The 19,508-nt window shown below is 64.2% G+C and carries 15 protein-coding genes; 1 reads left to right on the top strand and 14 read right to left on the bottom strand.

What is annotated here, in order from left to right; all coding sequences use genetic code 11:
- Position 1 precedes the first annotated feature (1 nt).
- From DGI_RS17445 to coaE, 11 genes are all read right to left on the bottom strand, one after another.
- The gene (locus tag DGI_RS17445; RefSeq protein ID WP_021761687.1) at positions 2-949 is read right to left on the bottom strand and encodes a tetratricopeptide repeat protein; all 948 of its coding nucleotides are present in this window, start codon (positions 947-949) and stop codon (positions 2-4) included.
- Between the two features lie 654 nt (positions 950-1,603).
- The gene (locus DGI_RS13460; RefSeq protein ID WP_021761685.1) at positions 1,604-2,038 is read right to left on the bottom strand and encodes a Fur family transcriptional regulator; all 435 of its coding nucleotides are present in this window, start codon (positions 2,036-2,038) and stop codon (positions 1,604-1,606) included.
- Complete coding sequence (locus tag DGI_RS13455; RefSeq protein WP_021761684.1) at positions 2,035-2,853, bottom strand: metal ABC transporter permease; 819 nt, start codon at positions 2,851-2,853, stop codon at positions 2,035-2,037. The genes DGI_RS13460 and DGI_RS13455 overlap by 4 nt, the downstream gene beginning before the upstream one ends.
- Positions 2,850-3,698 (bottom strand): metal ABC transporter ATP-binding protein, encoded by an 849-nt coding sequence (locus tag DGI_RS13450; protein WP_021761683.1) that lies wholly within the window; start codon positions 3,696-3,698, stop codon positions 2,850-2,852. The genes DGI_RS13455 and DGI_RS13450 overlap by 4 nt, the downstream gene beginning before the upstream one ends.
- Positions 3,699-3,921: 223 nt before the next feature.
- The gene (locus DGI_RS13445) at positions 3,922-4,857 is read right to left on the bottom strand and encodes a metal ABC transporter solute-binding protein, Zn/Mn family (RefSeq protein WP_027192877.1); all 936 of its coding nucleotides are present in this window, start codon (positions 4,855-4,857) and stop codon (positions 3,922-3,924) included.
- 85 nt (positions 4,858-4,942) lie between these two features.
- Entirely contained in the window at positions 4,943-6,142 is a 1,200-nt protein-coding gene (locus tag DGI_RS13440) for a PhoH family protein (RefSeq protein ID WP_021761681.1), read from the bottom strand.
- Between the two features lie 254 nt (positions 6,143-6,396).
- On the bottom strand, positions 6,397-7,569 hold the full coding sequence (gene pstA, locus DGI_RS13435) for a phosphate ABC transporter permease PstA (protein WP_021761680.1): 1,173 nt from the start codon (positions 7,567-7,569) through the stop codon (positions 6,397-6,399).
- Between the two features lie 22 nt (positions 7,570-7,591).
- Positions 7,592-8,833 carry a phosphate ABC transporter permease subunit PstC gene (gene pstC / locus DGI_RS13430; RefSeq protein WP_027192878.1) on the bottom strand — a complete coding sequence of 414 codons (1,242 nt, stop codon included), beginning with the start codon at positions 8,831-8,833 and terminating at the stop codon, positions 7,592-7,594.
- 112 nt (positions 8,834-8,945) lie between these two features.
- On the bottom strand, positions 8,946-9,989 hold the full coding sequence (locus tag DGI_RS13425) for a PstS family phosphate ABC transporter substrate-binding protein (RefSeq protein ID WP_021761678.1): 1,044 nt from the start codon (positions 9,987-9,989) through the stop codon (positions 8,946-8,948).
- Between the two features lie 211 nt (positions 9,990-10,200).
- Positions 10,201-10,935 (bottom strand): rhomboid family intramembrane serine protease, encoded by a 735-nt coding sequence (locus DGI_RS13420; RefSeq protein WP_021761677.1) that lies wholly within the window; start codon positions 10,933-10,935, stop codon positions 10,201-10,203.
- A gap of 9 nt (positions 10,936-10,944) precedes the next feature.
- Positions 10,945-12,621 (bottom strand): dephospho-CoA kinase, encoded by a 1,677-nt coding sequence (gene coaE, locus DGI_RS13415; RefSeq protein ID WP_021761676.1) that lies wholly within the window; start codon positions 12,619-12,621, stop codon positions 10,945-10,947.
- A 188-nt stretch (positions 12,622-12,809) separates the two neighbouring features.
- On the opposite strand from coaE, the gene upp reads away from it, so the two are divergent.
- Positions 12,810-13,436, top strand: coding sequence for a uracil phosphoribosyltransferase (upp, locus tag DGI_RS13410; protein WP_021761675.1), 627 nt, complete (start codon positions 12,810-12,812; stop codon positions 13,434-13,436).
- A 196-nt stretch (positions 13,437-13,632) separates the two neighbouring features.
- Here upp and DGI_RS17440 read toward each other — a convergent pair whose 3' ends face one another.
- From DGI_RS17440 to DGI_RS13395, 3 genes are read right to left on the bottom strand one after another with little or no spacing between them, the layout of a single operon-like run.
- Entirely contained in the window at positions 13,633-16,485 is a 2,853-nt protein-coding gene (locus DGI_RS17440) for an ATP-binding protein (protein ID WP_051286282.1), read from the bottom strand.
- Position 16,486: 1 nt separating this feature from the next.
- Positions 16,487-18,202 carry a sensor histidine kinase gene (locus tag DGI_RS13400; RefSeq protein ID WP_051286284.1) on the bottom strand — a complete coding sequence of 572 codons (1,716 nt, stop codon included), beginning with the start codon at positions 18,200-18,202 and terminating at the stop codon, positions 16,487-16,489.
- Positions 18,199-19,368, bottom strand: coding sequence for an FIST signal transduction protein (locus tag DGI_RS13395; RefSeq protein WP_021761672.1), 1,170 nt, complete (start codon positions 19,366-19,368; stop codon positions 18,199-18,201). Before DGI_RS13395 ends, DGI_RS13400 begins: the two co-directional genes overlap by 4 nt.
- Between the last annotated feature and the right edge of the window lie 140 nt (positions 19,369-19,508).

Here is a 19,508-nt window from a genome sequence, read left to right as displayed (position 1 = left end):
TTCATTCCCGGGGGGCATATCGGGCGGCCAGTTCGCGGTCGCGTTCGGCGCGTCGAAACTGTCCCAGGACTTCCATGCAGGTGGCGCGGTCGGCGTAGGCCTGGTGCAGGGTCGGGTCCAGCTGCAGGGCTTCGTCGAACAGGGCGCAGGCGCGTTTGTGCCGGCCCTGCATGGCCAGCCGGACTCCCCGGGCGTGCAGGGCGATCGGGTCGGGCAGGGGAGCGGGACGAAACAGCCGGTACACGCCCAGCACGGTCAGCAGGATCAGGCCCAGCAGGGTGCCGGATCGGCCCAGGGTGTACAGGTTCCGCCACAGGGGCGTGGCTTCGGCCAGGATATCCAGCTCTGTAACGAAGATGGTTTCGCAGGCGCCCATCCCATCGTCGGTGCGGGTCAGGCTGGTGCCGCGGGAGAAGTCCGGCCCGCTGGAATACTCCACCAGTTGGCCGACGATGCGGATTTGGTCTCCCCTGGCGGTCCGGCGCAGGGCGTGCTGGATGGCGGGATTGTCCGTGAGCAGGTGGTTGTTGGAGAAGTGGGCGCTGCTGAAGGGAACCGGCTGCCGCCAACTGGCCTCGCAGGTGAAGGAGGTGTTGGAGAAGGATACTGCCTGCAGAATGTCCGGTCGCAGATTGGGGCCCCAGATCACGCAGAGGTCCTTGACGTTGAGGTAGTCGCCCCAGTGCTGGTGGTAGAAGTCCCACCAGGCGTCGGTGTCGTGGCTGGAGACCACCAGGCCGTACAGCTCGTACTCGGCCTTGGGAGAAATCACGTAGCGCACGCCGCCTTGCTCCACATTGAATGCGGGCTGCAGCCGCTCTTCCTGGCGGGGATCCTGGCGCAGGGCGGGCTGCATGGCTTCCTGGGGCGGGTAGGCATCCTTTTTTGACCATGCCACGGTCCAGAGCAGGGCCAGGGCGATGGTGAGCAGGCGGAGGGGTTGGTGCATGCGGGCTCCCGGCCGGCGGTGCGGGATTTATGCCTGTTTTTCGGAGGATTTTTCGGGGGAAAACCGTTCATCCGAACGGTGCTTCCCCCCTCGCAACGCGTGTATCCCGGCATGCGGAAACAGGCGCTATATGGTTGTCAGAAGGTCGTCCGCATCGACCCGGGGGTGGCGGTCCTGCTTTTGAAAGGGATTGTGCCAGTCGATCGGGGCGTGTGCATCGGCAGCATCGCCACAGTCGCGTGGGGTATCCAGCGGAGCAGGAAAGTACAGCGCAGACCGCAATTGCAGAGACCGTCGCCGCCGTGATGCAGCCAGACGGGTTTTCAGCATGAGCGCCTCCAGTGAATAAGGTTGCAGAGGTGCCTGTTGCATAGCACATGCACTATCTTGCGTCCAGGCGCTATGGTCTTTGGCGCACAATCGTCACCGGGCGGGGCCGGTGCAGCGTATCGCAGCGCGTTGTCATTTTGAAAAAGGACATGGCGAGAGGGGAAACCATTTTGCAAAATGTTCACCCCTCTCGCGCTATCCCTTTTCAAAACTTAGATAATGTCCTTGAATTATAATAAAAGTCTTTGGAAAGGGGGTTCGGGGGAAGAACNCCTTTCTTCAGAAAGGTTTTCCCCCGAGAACTCCTTTCACAGAAAACTTCCCCTAGGGCTGGCCTTGGCAGCAGGGGCCGCACACGCCTTCCAGGCGCAGTTCCATGTCTTCGATGCGGCGGTCGCCTTCAAGATGGCAGGCGGCAATGGCATCGCGCATGCCGGGGTCGTCCAGGCATTCCATTTCTCCGCAGCGCCTGCAGTAGAAGTGCACATGCGGCGCTTCGTGCGGGCTGTGGCGCAGGCAGTAGCGGGCGGCGTTGTCTTTTTCGCCGGCATGCACCTTGGAGATGAGGCCCCGTTCCGCAAAGAGATCCAGGTTGCGGTACAGGGTGACCTTGTTGATGTGCTGGCGCTGCCGCACGGTCTCCAGCAGCTCGCGGGCCGCAAGGGGGCGGTGGGCATCGCCCAGGGCCTGCAGCAGTTCGATGCGCAGGGGGGTGGGCTCCAGGCTGGCGTGGTGCAGGAGGGAAAGGGGGTCGTTCATGATCGGGTCAGGACGGCGCGCAGCCAGCCCAGGGTTTGCACAATGAAGAACGTCAGGGCCGCCAGGGCGATGATGGCCGCACCGGCGGTGACGTCCAGCGAATACGAGGCCCACAACCCGGCCAGGCTGAAGAGCATGGCATACGCCGAGGCCCGGACCATCATCCCGGCCAAAGACTTGGCGCCATATTCCGCCAGACGGGAGGGGATGGTCAAGAGGGCAATCACCAGAATGAGTCCAACCACCTGGATAATCATGACAACAGAGACGCCCAACAAGGCCAGCAGCAGGTAGTGCAGCCGGTCCACAGGCACGCCGGCGGTGCGGGCGTATTCCCTGTCGAAGGAAAGACACAGAAAATCCTGATAGTTGTAGATCACCACCGCCAGCAGCAGCACATTCAGGCCGGCCATGGCCAGCACGTCTTCTGCGGGCACGGCCATGATGGAGCCGAAGAGGTAGCTCATGAGGTCCACGGTGTAGCCGGGGGAGAGATCCAGCAGCAGGATGCCCAGGGCCATGCCCGCGGCCCAGAGCACGCCCACCACGGTATCCGATTGGTCCGTGCGCCGCATGGTGAGCTTGCCCATGAGCAGGGAGGCCCCCAGGGTGAAGCCCAGGGTGGTGGGGATGACCGGCAGCCCCAGAAAAAAGCTGAGCCCCACGCCGCCGTACGCGGCATGAGCAATGCCGCCGGCCAGGAACACCAGACGGTTGACCACCACCAGGGACCCGATGACACCGCAGGCCAAACTGGCCAGCACCGCTGCAGCCAGGGCGTGCTGCATGAAATCGTAGGAAAGCGCGTCGATCATGAAGGCTGATCCTGCCGTGAAGAGAGGGGCATCAGACTCGGCGTGGCGAGCCCGGTGGTTTGGGCGGCCTGGGCGGAGTGGGCGGGGGCGTGCAGCATGCGGGCGATGCCGGCAAGGTAGCCATCCACGGGACAATCGGGGTCGTGGGTGCCATAGAGCAGGGCGAGCATTTCCGGCGTCAGGGGGCTGCGGCCTCCCTCGGTGCTGGCCTGAAGGATGCGGCGATTCACCGCCGCCACGCGCGTCACCTTGGCGCTGGCGGCAATGAGATCGTGGCTCACCACCAGCACGGTGGCCTCGCCGGTCAGGCTGCCCAGCAATTCAAAAAGACAGTGCTTGCCGCGGGGGTCGATGTTGGCGGTGGGCTCGTCGAAGACCAGCAGCCCCGGCCGGGGCGCCAGGGCCCGGGCCACCAGTGCGCGTTGCTGCTGGCCGCCGGAAAGCTCGTCGAAGCGGGCGTGGAGGCAGTCCGTCAACCCCACGCGCTGCAGCGCGTCCAGCGCCCGGGCCTTGCGCTCGGCGCCGGACATGCTGCGGGCCCGCAGGCCCAGCTGCACCACCTGTTCCACGGTGATGGGCAGCCCCTTATGGACCACGGTCTGCTGCGGCACGTAGCCCACGGCGCCGGGCCGCAGGGGAGGCGTGTGCCCCAGCACCCGCACCGTGCCGCGCTGGGGCGTGAGCAGCCCCAACAGACACTTGACCAGCGTGGTCTTACCGCCGCCGTTGGGACCGAGCAGCACCACGAATTCCCCGCGGTCCACGGTCAGGGAGACGTCGTCAAGAATGGTATCGCCATTGTAGGCGAAGCTGAGATGTTCCAGTTGGATGACGGGCTCGGGCATGGTGCGGGATGTTCCAGGACGGCTAGAGCATGTTGTGTTTGAAAGGAGTTCTCGGGGGAAACCCTTTCTGCAGAAAGGTTCTTCCCCGAACCCCCTTTCCAAAGACTTTCTATAGTGCTTTCGGATACGGGTAAAGTTTTGGAAGGGGAGAGCGCGAGAGGGGAGAACCTTTTGCAAAANGGTTTCCCCTCTCGCAACGTCCTTTTTTCAAAGAGGCCCTCCGCTAACGCAGGGCGCTCTTGAAGGCGGCGGCCACGGCGCGCATATTGGCCAGCCAGTCCTGGGCCAGGGGGTCTGCGGGCACCACTTCGGCCCCGATGTCCCGGGTGATGATCTGGGCGGCCTTCATGGAGAACTGCGGCTGCACGAACACAAGCTGCACCTTTGCGTGTTTGGCTTCGTCGATGATGTTCTTGAGTTCCTTTGCGCTGGGCTCCTTGCCGTCGAGCTCAATGGGCACCTGCGTCAGGCCGTAATCCCGGGCAAAGTAGCCCCAGGCAGGATGATACACCATGAACCGGCCGCCCTTGCCGGCGAACAGCTGCGTCAACTCGTCATCCAGGGCCTGCACTTCCTTGAGGAAGGCGTCCAGATTGGCCTGGTATGTGGCGGCGTTGGCGGGGTCCTTGCGGGCCAGCGCCGCGGCCATGGTCCTGGCCATCTGCATCACCAGACGGGGGGATGTCCAGAGGTGCGGATCAAGCTCCCCGGACTCGTGGTGATGCTCGGCGTGTTCCTTGGCATGGTCCCCGGCATGGTCATGACCGTGGGCCTCTTCGGCCTCGTGGCCGTGCCCGTGCTCGGCGTCGTGCCCGTGTTCAGGCAATGCAATCTTTTCCAGTCCTTCGTCAAGATGAACAATCTCCAAGGTCGGCGTGGCGCCGGCGATTTTCGGCAGCCAGCGTTCTTCCCAGGGCATGCCGATGGCGAAATACAGCGTGGATTCCGCCAACTGCTGCATCTGGCGGGGGGTGGGCTCGTAGTTGTGCGGCTCCTTGCCCGGGGTCACCAGGGGATCCACCTCCACCAGCGGCCCGGCGAGGCGCTCCACAAACTGCACCTGCGGCGCGACGGTCACGCCCACGCGCATGGCGGCCTGGCCCGCAACCGGCAGGGATACCAGTATTCCAATCAACAATCCCAGGACGATGCGATGCATGATCTGCTCCTTGATGAGAATGCAACTCGGTTGCACGACCATGCTACAAAGCGGCCGGCCGCGCAAGGGGGCGGCAGCACGGGGCCTACAGTTTGCTTTTGAGCACCAGGTCGGTGATCGGGCCGCGGGAGCGGTCTCCCTTCAGGACGATGTGCGCGTAATTGCCGAACCCTTTGAACTTGCGCACCAACCAGTTGAGCCCGTTGTTGGATTCGGAGAGGTAGGGATTGTCCACCTGGCTGGTGTCCCCCAGGCAGAAGCACTTCACGCCTTCGCCCATGCGGGTGAGCAGGGCCCGCACTTCCGCCCGCGAGAGGTTCTGGGTTTCGTCAATGATGACGATGGCGTTTTCGATGTTCATGCCGCGGATGAAGTTCAGGGGCAGGATTTCGAATTTCTTGGTGTTGTAGCGCGGCATTTCCTCGGCGGGATTGAGAAACAGCTTGTTGGCCGGCCGCAGGGCATGCAGTTTGAGCACCAGATCGTGGATGTATTTGACGTACGGCTCCATCTTTTCCTTGATGTCCCCGGGCAGGTAGCCCAGCTTGGCGCCAAGCTCGATGGTGGGTTTGACCACATAGATTTTCTCGAACGCCCGTTTTTCCAGCACCAGAAACAGGGCCGAGGCCAGGGCCAGGAAGGTCTTGCCGTAGCCGGCCTCGCTCTGCACGCTCACCAGATCGATGTTGGGGTGCTGCATGAGCATGAGGGCCAGATTCTGGTACACCGTGCGGGGCCGCACGTTCCACACGCAGCAGGTGTAGTTCACCAGCTCTTCGCCCATGGGGCCGTGGAACACGGGCTTGCCTTCGTGCCAGGAGAAGCTGTTGGCCAGGGGCGGTGTGTCCGGTGGGCAGAAGCCGGTATAGAGCTGGGATTCAGACTCAAAGGGCTTGGAGTCCTTGAATTCTTCGCTCTTGATGTTGGCCAGGGAGGCCTGCAGGCGCAGGATGCGGTCGTTGGTGACCAGGATGGGATCGTCGATTTCGCGGCTGTCCTGAATTTCCTTCAGGATGTAGTGGTCCACGATTTCTTCGGTGAATGGGGAGCTGGACGAATCGTTGCGGATGAAGGTGATGGAGTCCTTGTTCTCCAGCAGCACATCCACCACCTTGGCCACGATGTGCCGCAGGCGGTTGTTGGTCTTGAGCTGGTTGAGTTCAATGAGAACGTGGTAGGGGATGAAGATGTTGTTGTCGTCGCCGTTGCGCAGACTCAGGATGGAAAGCGGATTCTCAATGAGGACGTTGGTGTCGAGAATGTAGTTTTTTTTCTTTCCGTTCATGGGACACGCCTGGGGCTGGAGGTTCCCCGCCGTTCCGGTCGGTGCGACGGGGGGCTAGAGAAAATGATATGCGAAACGAGTCATCGGGAGAAAACCCTTTTCTGGCGAAAAGAGCTTCCCCCGAACCTCCTTTCAAAAGACGGTCGTTCGTACGAACAAGCCGTTGGATGGTTCTGGAAGAATGGATGGCGGGCGGGAGGAAATTTCTTCAAGCGGATTCTTCTCTGCAAATGTCTGCCTTGCTGCAGGGTGCGCTACCAGCGCTTTTCAAAGCGGTTGCGCAGGAAGATGGCCAGGGCGTTCATGGAGAGCAGCACTGCCAGCAGCACCAGAATGCCGGCGGCGGTGCGCTCGCCGAAGGCGCGCTGAGAGTCCGACGCCCAGGTATAGATCTGCGCCGGCAGCACGGTGGAGGCTTCCAGCATGGATCCCGGCGCTTCGGGAATGTAGGCCATCATGCCCACGATGAGCAGGGGGGCTGTCTCCCCGATGGCGTGGGCCAGGCCGATGATGGTCCCCGTAAGGATGCCCGGCATGGCCAGGGGCAGCACCAGATTCCACATGACCTGCCAGGGCGTGGCCCCCAGGGCCAGGGCGCCGTGGCGCAGGGTTTCCGGCACGGCGCGGATGGCTGCGCGGGTGGAGATGATGATCACCGGCAGCGTCATCAGGGCCAGGGTGATGCCTCCCACCAGGGAGGACGAGCGCGGAATGCCCAGCAGATTGATGAAAATGGCCAGGCCCAGCAAGCCGTAAATAATGGACGGGATGGCCGCCAGGTTGTTGATGTTCACCTCGATGAGCTGGGTGAAGCGATTGTCCGGCGCGAATTCTTCCAGGTAAATGGCCGAGGCCACCCCGATGGGAAAGGACAGCGCCAGGGTGATGGCCAGCACGTACATGGTGCCCACCGCGGCGGCCCAGATGCCGGCGGCTTCGGGGATCTTGGAATCGCCTTTGGTGAAGAAGTCCCAGTTGAACACCAGCCGCGTCTTGCCCGCGGCCTTGAGTTCGTCCACCAGATGGACTTGTGCTTCGTCCAGCCGATGCGGTCTGCCCTTGAGCAACTGATCCACATCTGCCGCGGCCAGCACCCATTCCTCGGCCGTGGTGTCCTGGAGCGCAGGATTCGCCTGCATGCGCAGGGGCAGCTGGCGCAGGAATTCGTGGCTCACAAAGGTTTCGTATTCTTCCGGCACGGCGTAGTTGGGCATTTCCAACACGTCTTCCGTATAGGAAATTTCCATCAGGAGCTGGCTTTGCCGGAAGGCCGGCAGGGCCATGCCGCCGATGGTGAACAGAAAATACACCAGAAATCCCGCCGCCAGCAGAATGGCCACCCGGGTGCACCACTGGAAGCGCTTCTCGAAGGCCAGACGGCGGCGGGTGGCGGCCTTGAGGCTTTGGTCGGTCTTGAACACGGACATGCGTGCAGTTCTCCGGATCCGGCTATTCGTAGTGCTGCTTGAAGCGGCGCACCACGTACAGGGAAATGATGTTCATGATCAGCGTCAGCACCAGCAGCACAAAACCCAGGGCAAAGGCGGAAAGGGTCAGCGGGCTGTTGAATTCCTGGTCGCCGATGAGGGCGTCCACGATGCGTACCGTCACGGTGGTCATGGATTCCAATGGGTTGGCTGTCAGATTCGGATGCAGCCCCGCAGCCATGACCACGATCATCGTCTCCCCCACCGCCCGGGAGACGGCCAGCAGAAACGCCGAGACAATGCCCGGCATGGCCGCCGGCAGCACCACCCGCAAGATCGTCTCGCTCTGGGTGGCGCCCACGGCCATGGAGCCTTCCCGCAGGCTCTGCGGTACGGCATTGATGACGTCGTCGGACAACGAGGAGACAAAGGGGATGATCATCACCCCCATCACCAGCCCCGGGGCCAGGGCGTTGTTGTATACCGCGGAAAGCCCAATGCTTTCAGCAAGGTGTACCACCAGCGGCCCCACGGTGATGGCTGCGAAGTACCCGTACACCACCGTGGGGATGCCGGCCAGGATTTCCAGCGTGGGCTTGGACACCTTGCGGGCAAACGCCGAGGCGTATTCGGACATGAAAATCGCCGCCAGCAGCCCCACGGGCATGGCCACCAGCATGGCGATGCCCGTGATCATGAACGTGCCGGCAAACAGGGGCAGGGAGCCGAATTTGGCCTCGGAGACAGCCCCGCCATCCCGTCCGGCACCCTGCAGAAAGGCGGTGTCCGGATCCCAGGTGGTGCCGGTCAGGAACTCCCAGACCGAGACGAACTTGAAGAACTGCAAGGTCTCGAAGACGATGGACAGCACGATGCCGACGGTGGTGAGCACGGAAATGCAGGAACACACCAGCAGCACGCGCATGATGGTCTTTTCCACGGCATGGATGGCCCGCAGCTCCGGCGTGATGCGCGATATCCCGTACACAAGCCCCAGCCCCGCCACCAGCAGAACGCCTGCGATTGTGGCCAGTGCAGGCGTATCATACAGTCCAACGCTGCGCAGCAGCAGCGAAAGACCGTACACCCCGAAGGCCGGCATGCCTACCCAGACCACGGCATACCAGCCGTAATAGCTGGGGGCGGAGTGGAAGTGCATGCCCGGCGCCATGGGGCGGGCCCGGCGTACGCCGAGCACATAGGCGAACAGCAACAGGGGAACCAGGCCCAGCAGGGCGTACTGCAGCAAGGTGGCACTGTCCAACGTGGCTCCTCGATGGGTTGCGGCCTCAATGAAAGACATTTGGAAGGGGGAGGCGGGGGAGACCCCGTTCTTCAGACAGGTGTCCCCCGGTGGCGCTTTGAACAGCCACGCCTTATTTGACGCTGGCCGGGTCCAGCCGCTTGAGGCTGGTCACATCCTTGCGCGATTTCTCCAGCACATCCTTGGGCAGCGGGATCAGGCCAATGCGTTTGAGCAGGCCGCGGCTGCCGATCATCTTTTCGCTCATGAACAGATCCACATACTCCTTGAGCCCGGGCACTTTGCCGATGTGGTCTGCCTTGACGTAGAAATACAGAGAGCGGGAGATGGGATACTCCCCGGAGGAGACGGTCTTGGGGTCGGGCTTCACGCCGTTGACAATGGCGCCCTTGAGGCGGTCCTTGTTCTCGTCCAGGAAGGAATAGCCGAAGATGCCGAAGGCGTTTTTGTCCTGCACCAGCTTCTGGACGATGAGGTTGTCGTTCTCGCCGGAGGGCACATAGGCCTGATCCTGCCGGATGGCCGAGTATTCCTTGGCCTCCTTGCCCAGTGCCTGCTCATATTCCGGGAAAGCCTTCACGGCCTTGTGCATCACCAGTTCTTCGAAGGCATCCCGCGTGCCGGAGGTGGCCGGCGGGCCGTAGATCAGGATCTTGCGGTTCGGCAGGGTGGGGTCGATCTCCTTCCAGTTCGTGAAAGGATTGGCCACCAGCTTGCCTTTGGAGGGCACCTTTTCGGCCACGGCCAGGAACAACTGCTCCAGGGAGACCTTGAAGTCGGGATTCCTGCTGTTCTGGGCAATGGCGATGCCGTCGAAGCCGATGAGGGCCTCCACCACGCTGGTCATGCCATGGGCGTAGCAGGCTTCCAGTTCGCTTTTTTTGATGCGGCGGGAGGAGTTGGTGATGTCCGGCGTCTCAGTGCCCACGCCGGCGCCGAAAAGCTTGTGTCCGCCGCCAGATCCGGTGGATTCCACTACCGGCGTCCGGAAGCTGGTGGTCTTGCCCAGTTCCTCGGCCACAAAGCTGGAAAACGGAAAGACAGTGGACGAGCCGACGATGCGGACCTGGTCGCGCATGGTCTGGGCCTGGGCCGCGCCGGCCCACATGGTCGCGGCCAGCACGGCGCACAGGGCTGCCGAAAGCAAGGAACGCATGAGAATCCTCCTGTTGAAGCCATCGCGGGAATTCAGATCGTGCAGCATCTCCCCACATAATAGAATCCGATTGTGACGTGGGGATGAATGCTGCGTGACCGTTTGAGGGCAGTCCGGCTCGCACCGGGGCACCTGCATTCCGGGGATGGCTGAGGAAGATCTACGGCAGCGTGGTTACAGTTCCATGACGGCGTTTGCCGTGGAAATGGAATCAGTGCCCATCAAAGCGGGACACGCCGATGCGCCGGCCGCGGTCGTTGTAACAGAAGTAGCAGCGCGAACGGTTGCGGAAGACGGGCAGCAGCACCATGCCGGCCAGAAAGCCCCCGGCATGGGCCCACCAGGCAATGCCTCCGCCCTCGGCGCTGCCCAGGGTGGAGAGCCCCGAGATCAGCTGGATGAGGAACCACAGCCCCAGGAACACCAGGGCCGGAATCTCCACGAAATACGGGATGATGATGATGGGAATGAGGGTGAGCACCCGCGAGTGCGGATACAGCAGGAAGTAGCTGCCCATCACCCCGGCAATGGCCCCCGAGGCCCCGAGAATGGGGGTGGTGGAATCCGGATGGAAATAGGCATGCAGCAACAGCGCCGCCAGCCCGCAGGACACATAGAACAGCAGGAAGCGCCAGGGCCCCATCACGTCTTCGATATTGTCGCCGAAGATCCACAAAAACAGCATATTCAGCAGAAAATGCCCCCAGCCGGCATGCAGAAACATGTACGAGAACAGGTACAGGTGCGTTTCCGGATATTGATGCCAGAAGGACCAGTCCGAATGAAACAACCGGGCCGGGATCACGCCCCAGAAGTGGATGAATTGTTCCTCCAGAGCCGGCGGCAACCCGAGCTGATACAGAAACACCAGGGCATTGGCGGTGATGATCAACAACACGGCCACGGGCCGGTGCACGCGGGGAATGGAATCTCTGAGGGGCAGCATGGTGTGATCCTATCGTGTTTGCAGCAGCAGCGCCAGCCGCCGCCATTCCCGGCGGGCCCGGGTGGCCCGCAGTCCGGCCAGGGTCCGCCGCAGGGCCCGGACGCGGCCGGGCAGGGCGTCCTGGGCGCCGGTGTTGTCCACCACCAGATGGCAGCGGCCCAGCTTGGCCGCTTCACCCCATTGCCAGGCTTCCATGGCGGCGATCTGCGCATCGTTCCAGCCGCGGGACTGTCGGAGCCGGGCATGGCGCTCGGCCCGGTCGCAGTGCACGCCGACGAGCAGATCTGCGCTGCCGGCGGCGGATCCCGTCTCCCAGCCGGCCTCCAGGGCCAGGGGAATCTCGGCCACGGCCAGGGGGCAGGCGGCATGGGCGGTCCAGAAGGCGTCCAGCTTGGTCTTGACCATGGGATGGATCATGGCCTCCACTTCCTGACGCAGCCCCGGCGTCTCGCGCATGGCGGCGAACAGGGCCCGGCGGTCCAGGCGTTCGTTCTCGTCCAGAAACCGATCCCCATAGCGGCGCGTCAGCATGGAGTAGCCGTCTGCGCCGGGGGTGTAGAGTTCGGCCACGCAGGCATCGGCGGAAAACACCGGCACGCCGGCGTCGGCCAGCCCGGCCGTCACGGCGCTTTTGCCGCAGCCGGGCAGGCCAGTGATGATGACCCGCTGGCAACGCCGCGACAACCGCAACAGCGTGCCCCGCATCTCTCGCGGCAGGGGGGAGAGGAAGGCCATGCGGCGGCCGTCCGCAGGATGCGCAAAGGCTGTGCGCCAGGCATGGAGCATCTGCCGTCGGGCTGCGGCGGTGCGCATGGCGGGGAGGTCTCCCGGCCGGCGCACCTGCCCGCCGTAGAGCCCGTCCCCCAGCAGGGGATGCCCGATGTGCCGCATGTGCACGCGGATCTGATGCGTGCGGCCGGTGTGGATGACCACCAGCACCAGGGCCCAGCGGCCGTCGGGATCGGCATGCAGGACGCGGTACTCGCTCACGGCCGGCCGGCCGCCCTTGGGGACCACGGCCATGCACGTCTTTCGGGTGGGGTGCCGGCCCATGGGGGCGTCGATGCGATCCTGAGTCGGCTGAGGCACGCCGTGGCAAATGGCCAGATAGGCCTTGTCCACCTGGCGCTGCTCAAAGGCCGCGGCCAGGGTCTGGCGGGCTTTTTCGTGCCGCGCCACCACCAGCAGGCCGGAGGTGTCCTTGTCGATGCGGTGCACCACGCCGGGCCGCTCCGTGCCCATGGCCGCCAGATCCGGATAGCGGGCCAGCAGCCGGTGCACCAGGGTCTCTTCCCGGCAGCTGGGGGCCGGATGCACGGTGAGGCCGGCCGGCTTCTCCACCACCAGGATGTCATCATCCACATGCAGCATGCGCAGGGCGTCGGCATGGTCCACGGCGGGGGCGCAGGTGGTGGGGATGATTTCAGGCAGATTGCTGAGCCGCAGCAGCATGCCCCGGGTCAGGGACTGACGCGGAGTCCGGCAGGGCTCGCCGTCCAGCAGCACGCAGCCGGCCTTGATCCATTCCTTGACTTTTTCCCGGGAGACGCCTTCCGTCTTCAGGACTGTGGCCAGAAACCGATCCAGCCGCTCGCCCACGGCCTCGGTCGGCAGGGGCAGGGACGCTCCGGCCAGCAGGGCGGCAGGGAAAAAGGCGGGCGATTCCGGGGGGGAGGGGGCAGTCATGGGCGGTCCTTTGCGCTGACGGGACGGTGCGCTGGCAGTAGATTGTGCTGTATGGTCTGGAATTGTGGAAAGAGCGCGCCGCAGCCTTGCCACCCGCCCGATTTCATACTACGCCAGCCAAGGCCTGCGCGGCAAGTCGTCTCCAACCATCATCATCACCCGTTTCCCTGTTCCTTGAAGGAGGAGCCATGGCGGTGCATGTCGTCGATCATCCACTGGTGCGGCACAAACTCGGACTCATGCGACAGCACGACCTGGACGTCAAAACGTTTCGGCACTTGGCCACGGAGATTTCCCGGCTGCTGGTGTACGAGGCCACCAAGGATCTGGAAACCGAGCCCCAGACCATCGACGGCTGGGCCGGTCCGGTGCAGGTGGATGTGATCAAAGGGAAAAAAATCACCGCCGTGCCCATTCTGCGCGCCGGCCTGGGCATGCTGGACGGCGTGCTGGACATGATTCCCAGCGCCAAGGTCAGCGTGGTGGGCATCTTCCGCAACGAAGAGACCTTGGAGCCGGTGCGGTACTTCACCAAACTGGCCAAGGATCTGCCCGAGCGCGTGGCCCTCATCCTGGATCCCATGCTCGCCACCGGCGGCACCCTGGTGGCCACCATCGACCTGCTCAAGGAAGCCGGCTGCCAGTCCATCAAGGGCCTGTTTCTGGTGGCTGCGCCCGAGGGCATCGCCCGGCTGCGGCAGACGCATCCCGATGTGGACATCTACACCGCCGCCGTGGACGAACGCCTGAATGAACACGGCTACATCCTGCCCGGCCTGGGCGATGCCGGAGACCGCATCTTCGGCACGCGCTAGAGCACGTTATCTTTGAGAAGAGTTCTCGGGGGAAAACCTTTCTACAGAAAGGTTCTTCCCCCGAACCCCCTTTCCAAAGACTTTTGTTAGAATTACAAGACACTACTAAAGTTTTGGAAGGGGAGCGCGCGAGCGGGGAGCACCTTTTGCAAAAGGTTTCCCTTCTCGCAATATCCTTTTTCAATATTAAAATACGCTACGCTTCCTGCGCGATGTCCTCCAGGCAGGCGGCCAGGGCCTGTTCCACGGCCCGTTCCAGGGCCTGCATGGGCGTGGGCAGATCGTCCGGCCGGTGCTGCCGTGCCGCCGTCTCCACCTGGGCTGCGGCGTCCGACACTGCCTGCGCGCCGATGGCTGCGGCGTTGCCTTTGAGGGCATGGGCCTGCTCGGCCAGGGCGGCCAGATCGCCCTGCAGCCAGGCGGTGCGTGCGGTCTCCAGGAGTGCCGGTGTCTGGCGCTGGAACAGGGCGGTGAGCTTGTGCAGCAGGGCCGTGCTGCCGCCCAGGCGGGCCAGTGCGGCGTCCCGGTCGGCGCGCCAGGAGGTTCCCGTGCCAGGAGGCGTGGTTGGAGGCGTGGTTGGGGGAGTGGTTGGGGGAGTGGTGGCAGGCAGGTCTGACACGGAGGCCACGGCGGTCGTCTCGGCCAGGGCCTGCACCAGCAGCCGCACATCCACGGGTTTGGCCAGGTGCCGGGTAGCGCCGGCGTGCAGGATGGCCCGCACTTCCTGTTCCATGGTGTGGGCGGTCAGGGCGATGACGGGGATGTCCCGCGGCAGGGCGGGGTCCTCGCCGGCGCGGATCAGGCGCGTGGCTGCCAGGCCGTCCATCACGGGCATCTGCACATCCATCAGCACCACATCGAAGCCGTTCACGCCGTGCGCGACGGGCTGCCGCAGGGCGTCCAGGGCCTCCTGCCCGTTGGCGACGTGCACGATGCGGTGCCCGTAAGGCTTGAGCAAGGCCAGGAGCATTTCCGTATTCTGGGGGGAATCTTCCGCCAGCAGGATGACGCGCGGCGTGACGCATTCGGGAGCCAGCGCCGGGCCGCGTAGGGCGCGCTGGTCCAGCAGGCAGGCATCCGGCGCCTGCAGGCAGGCGGAGAAGAAAAACCGGCTGCCCGCGCCTTCCTTGCTGCGCGCCCAGACATCCCCGCCCATGAGCCGGGCCAACCGGCGGGAGATGGTCAGGCCCAGGCCGGTGCCGCCGTAGCGTCTGGCCACGGAGGCGTCCGCCTGCTGAAAACTGTGAAAGATGCTGGCAATCTTGTCCTGGGCAATGCCTGTTCCCGTGTCGTGCACGCAGAAGAGCAGCTGCGTCATGCAGGCTGAGGGCGGGACATGACGGGGACCGTGCGGCCTGCCGTGCCGGATGGGCCGGACGCTGACGGCGATGCGGCCCCGGGCCGTGAACTTCAGCGCATTGGACAGCAGATTGTTGAGCACCTGGGCGATGCGGGCGGGATCGCCCATGACCACCTGCGGCACGGCCTGGTGGATGTGCAAGGTGAGCTGCAGGCCTTTGTCCGCAACGGCGGGGGAAAAGCCTTCCACCGTGCGCAGCACCAGTTCGTGCAGGGCAAAGGGAATGCACTCCACGGCCAGATGATGGGCTTCAATCTTGGAGAAGTCCAGCAGATCGTTGATGATGGACAGCAGGTGCGCGCCGGATTCCAGGATCATTTCCAGAGGCCGCCGGTTGCTTTCGGCGGGGGCGTCGCGCAGGGCCACCTGGGCCATGCCGAGGATGACATTGAGGGGCGTGCGGATTTCGTGCCCCATGTTGGCCAGAAACTGCGACTTGGCCCGCGTGGCCACCTGCGCCTTGCGGCTGGCCACTTCCAGCTTTTTGGCCGTGCGTCGCTGCTGTTCCATGCTCTGCAGCAGGGATTGATTGGTTTGCATCAGGCTGTTGGTTTTTTCGTGGATGATGTGATCCTGCTCCTGCAGCAGGTTCTGCAGCATGTGCTCCATCTTTTTGCGTTCGGAAATGTCCGTGAGCATGGCCAGCACGGCGGGTCGGCCCTCCCATTCCAGCAGGGCTGCCGCCACCTGCACCCATTTGGCGCCAGTGGCAGGATGGACCAGCCGGCAATCGTAGCTGAACGGCACATCGCGCCCGGCCAGGCGGTTGGCGTGGATGTCCAGCACGCGGGGCTGGTCTTCGGGATGGATGAAGGGCAAAAAGGGCTGCCCCGTGAGCATCTCCGGCGGCTGGCCCACCAGGAACAGCATGAACGGGTTGGCGAACACCAGCTTGCCGTCCGAAAGCACCACAATGCCTTCCTGGGCATAGCTGACAATGGCGGCGAGCTGCTGCTGGCTGTGGGTCAGCTGGAGTTCGGCTTCCTTGCGGCGGGTGATGTCCACGCCGTGGATGATGCTCACCGTCTCGCCGTCGGCATCGGTCATGGGGGCGCTGGTCATGTGAAAATGGCGGTCCTGGTGCCGCCATTCCCAGGACGCCGGGCGGTTGATGTTCAGCCGGAAGGGTAGCAGCTCTTCCGCCCCTGCCAGGCAGGGCACGTGTACGCAATGGCTGCCCAGCAGGTTGCCCAGGAGCTTGCGGCAGACGCGGTTGCAGTAGCGCACGGTCAGGTCTTGTCCCACCAGCAGCACGGGGCCGTCCAGGGACTCCAGCAGGTACTGAAAGCGTTGCTGCTCGCGGCGTACGTGCTCCATGGCCGTGTGCAGCCGGGACAGATCCGTGCCCACCAGCACCAGCAGGGGCGGTTCCTGGCCCTGGGTGCGGTGGACGCGGAATTCCATGGCATAGTGCTCCAGCACTTCCTCGAACACCTGGGATTCGCCGGAACTCAGCGCCTGATGCAGGGCGGTCTGCGGCCTGGGATTGGCCAGCACGGGCAGCAGGGTGTCCAGGGGCTGGCCCAGGGCATGCTCCGGGCGCAGCATGGGGCAGCGCAGGAAGGCGGCCTCGTTGGCGGCCAGCAGGCGGCGCTCTGCATCCAGAATCCACACGGCGTCGGGAATGCCACGCAGCAGCGCATGCACCAGGGGGGCTTGCAGGGCGTCGGCAGGGGTTGGGGCTGACATGTCAGGACTCGCTGTCGGGAAGCGGCGGTGCTGCTGCGTCTCGATGGTCTGGGAGCTGGGCCAGCACGTGGTCCGGAGGCGTCAGGGGGAGGGTGAAGCAGAAGATGCTGCCGCCGCCGGGGGCATCCTCCACCCACAGCCGGCCGCCGTGCCATTCCACGATTTCCTTGCAGATGGGCAAACCCAGGCCGCTGCCGCGGGGCTTGTCGGTCAGGGTGTCGCCCAGCTGCTTGAACTTGTCGAAAATGATGTCTTTGTCCGCATTGGGAATGCCGATGCCCGTGTCGGTCACGGAAAAACGCAGCAGCCCGTCTTCCTGCGCCACGGCGCAGGTCACCGTGCCGGCAGGGGTGAACTTGACGGCGTTGGACAGCAGGTTGATGAGCACCTGGAGCAGACGGTTGTAATCCCCGACGGCGAGGGGCAGGCGTTCCGGGATGCGACGCTGCAGGGCCAGGCCCTTCTGGCTGAACAGCACCTCGCTGCTGCGCAGGGCATGCGCCATCAGGGCGGGCACCTCGAACCGGACCACGTCCCAGACGAACTGCCCGGACTCCAGCCGGGCAAGATCCAGGGTGTTGTTGATGAGTTCCGAGAGCCGGTTGCTCTCCATGACGATGATGTCCAGATTCCCGAGCACGTCCTCAAGGGCCTTGCCTGCCGAATCTCCCTGCACTGCCGGCAGCACCTTGCGTTCGATGCGTTTTTTGATGAGGGAGGAAAAGCCCAGGATGGACGTCATGGGCGTGCGCAGTTCGTGAGACACCAGGGTCAGGAAGTTGGATTTCATGAGGCTCAGGCGTTCGGCCTCATTTTTGGCGTTCTCCAGGGCCTGCAGGGTGGCCTTGCGTTGGGTGGCGTCTTCGCACAGGCCTTCCAGCCGCAGGGGGCGGCCGGTCTCGTCGCGGACGATGCGGCCGGAAAGGGAGACCCAGATGACGCTGCCGTCGCGCCGGCGGTATGGCACCTCGAAGGCCGTCACGCGGTCCTGCCGCAGGAAGGCGGCCAGCAGCCGGCGGCGGTCCTGGGGATGGACGTACAAATCCTCTTCCAGCCGCAGCACCTCGCGCAGCATCTGGGCCGGAGAGGCATAGCCCAGCATCTTGGCCATGGCCGGGTTCACTTCCAGCAGCCGGCCCTCGGGCGTGCTCTGAAAGATGCCTTCCACGGCGTTTTCAAAAATGCTGCGGTATTTTTCCTCGGTCATGGCGCGCTGGAGCATTTCCTGCCGCAGCCGGGTGTTGGCCAAGCGGGCATCCTCGCTGCGCATGCAGGAAAGGCAGGCCCGGGCCAGCTTGCGGTGCAGGGCAAAGAGGGATTCCAGCATGGGCCTGCTGAAGGCCTCGTCGCTGCGCAGCACCAGCAGCAGGCCGAAGCCGGGCAGCTCGAACAGATACCGATGCACGCCGTCGTGTTCCGAATGCACCGGCATGTCGGACAAAAAGGGGTCCAGGTCTCCGGCCTTCACCTGGCCGGGAACCAGGCGGCTGGCCTCCTCCACCACGCCGCCGGGCAGGGGGCGCCGGGGCAGCCGGAAAATGCTGCGGAACTGCGCCCCGCCCTCCCACGGCCGGGCGGCGAAGACCTCGGCAGCCATGCAGGACAGGCGGGTGAGGTACGTGGAAAGCGCTTCCTGCAGCATGGTCTCCATGACCAGGCTGTTGCCCGTGGCCATGGCGATTTCGTGGATGGTCTGCTCCAGGGCCCGGAGATTCATACCTGCTCCAGTATGCCGACCACGCACGCCTTGTTGTGGAAATCCACCCGCCGCCTGCCGGTGTTGGCAATTTCGCCGATGGAGCACGCGCCGACCAGGGGGGCATCCGGAATCTGCAAGGAGTCCAGCTCCCTGGAAAAATCAGCTCCCAGGAACAGGACACGGGAAATGCAGTCCATGACCAGACAAAGCGCCGGGGCCGACGCGGGCGGACGACGGACCTGGACGGCGGCGGCTGCCGCGGCCTGGATCAGACTTTCCTTGCTGCCGTGCAGCACCTCCATGAACGCGCCGGGCGGGATTTCGCCCACGCAGAGCAGGTGGCCGTCCGGCGTGAGATACAAGGGATCGCGCACGATGATCCCGTCATCCAGGCGTGTGATGCCAAGAGGATAGGACTTGGCCATGGCGAACACGTCTGCCCGGGACAGCTGCTCCCCGGCATGGCAGCGCACCAGATTGCCGTACACCTCCAGGGCGGGTTCCCAGTCCAGGCTGATGATGGCGTTGTGCTGGACTTCCGTGGCCTTCAGGGGTGTTTTGCAGGGACCAGGACAGTGCCTGGAAAAGCAGGCGGCGGTCTGGTCGTCGTGAAGGGGCCGCCACCCCAGGCCCACGGCCACGCGGCTGGGCGCATCCAGGGCGACCACCACCCCGGCATCGGCCACCAGACCGGCATTGGTGATGAGGCAGGGCTGTTGCTGAAAGCTCAGGGATCCCGCGCCGCCGCCCAGGTAGTTTCCCTCCAGGCCATGCAGGCAGAACAGGGCTTCGACAAAGGAGACAATGCGGCTGGCCAAGCCGTCCACCAGCACCAGCAGGGTGCGGCCGGCCAGGCCGTCATCCAGGGTGCGTTCCAGCCGGGCCACATAATCCGCCGCCGGGTCCGACAAGCCGTGGATGACGTGGGGGGTGGTCTCCTGGGGCAGTCCCACCACCAGGCTGCCAATGGTGAGTTGTTTCCGCCCGTGGAGAATGGCCGGGAACAGGCCGCCGAACACAGGCACGGAAAGGCCGCGCAGCAAGGCATCCAGGGCTGGCAGGGGATAGCGATTCTCTTCGCACGCCAGCACAAAGAGCGACCGCACGCCGGGCGCTGCCATGGCCGCGTGCAGGGATCGCTCCAGGGAGGCGATGGTTCCCAATTGTTCCAGGATGATGTGCATGCCGCCCCCCTGCCATGGCCGGGCTGGGAACACAAGGTAATTCTTCGTCAGCCTACCATTGTTTATCGAACCCTGGCAAGGCGGGAACTGTCGCTGTCAGTCCCGGGCATTGACATGGCGGCCGGTTTGATGTCTGACAT

The organism is Megalodesulfovibrio gigas DSM 1382 = ATCC 19364 (assembly GCF_000468495.1).
Lineage (GTDB): Bacteria > Desulfobacterota > Desulfovibrionia > Desulfovibrionales > Desulfovibrionaceae > Megalodesulfovibrio > Megalodesulfovibrio gigas.
This window is presented reverse-complemented; position numbering and strand designations above follow the sequence as displayed.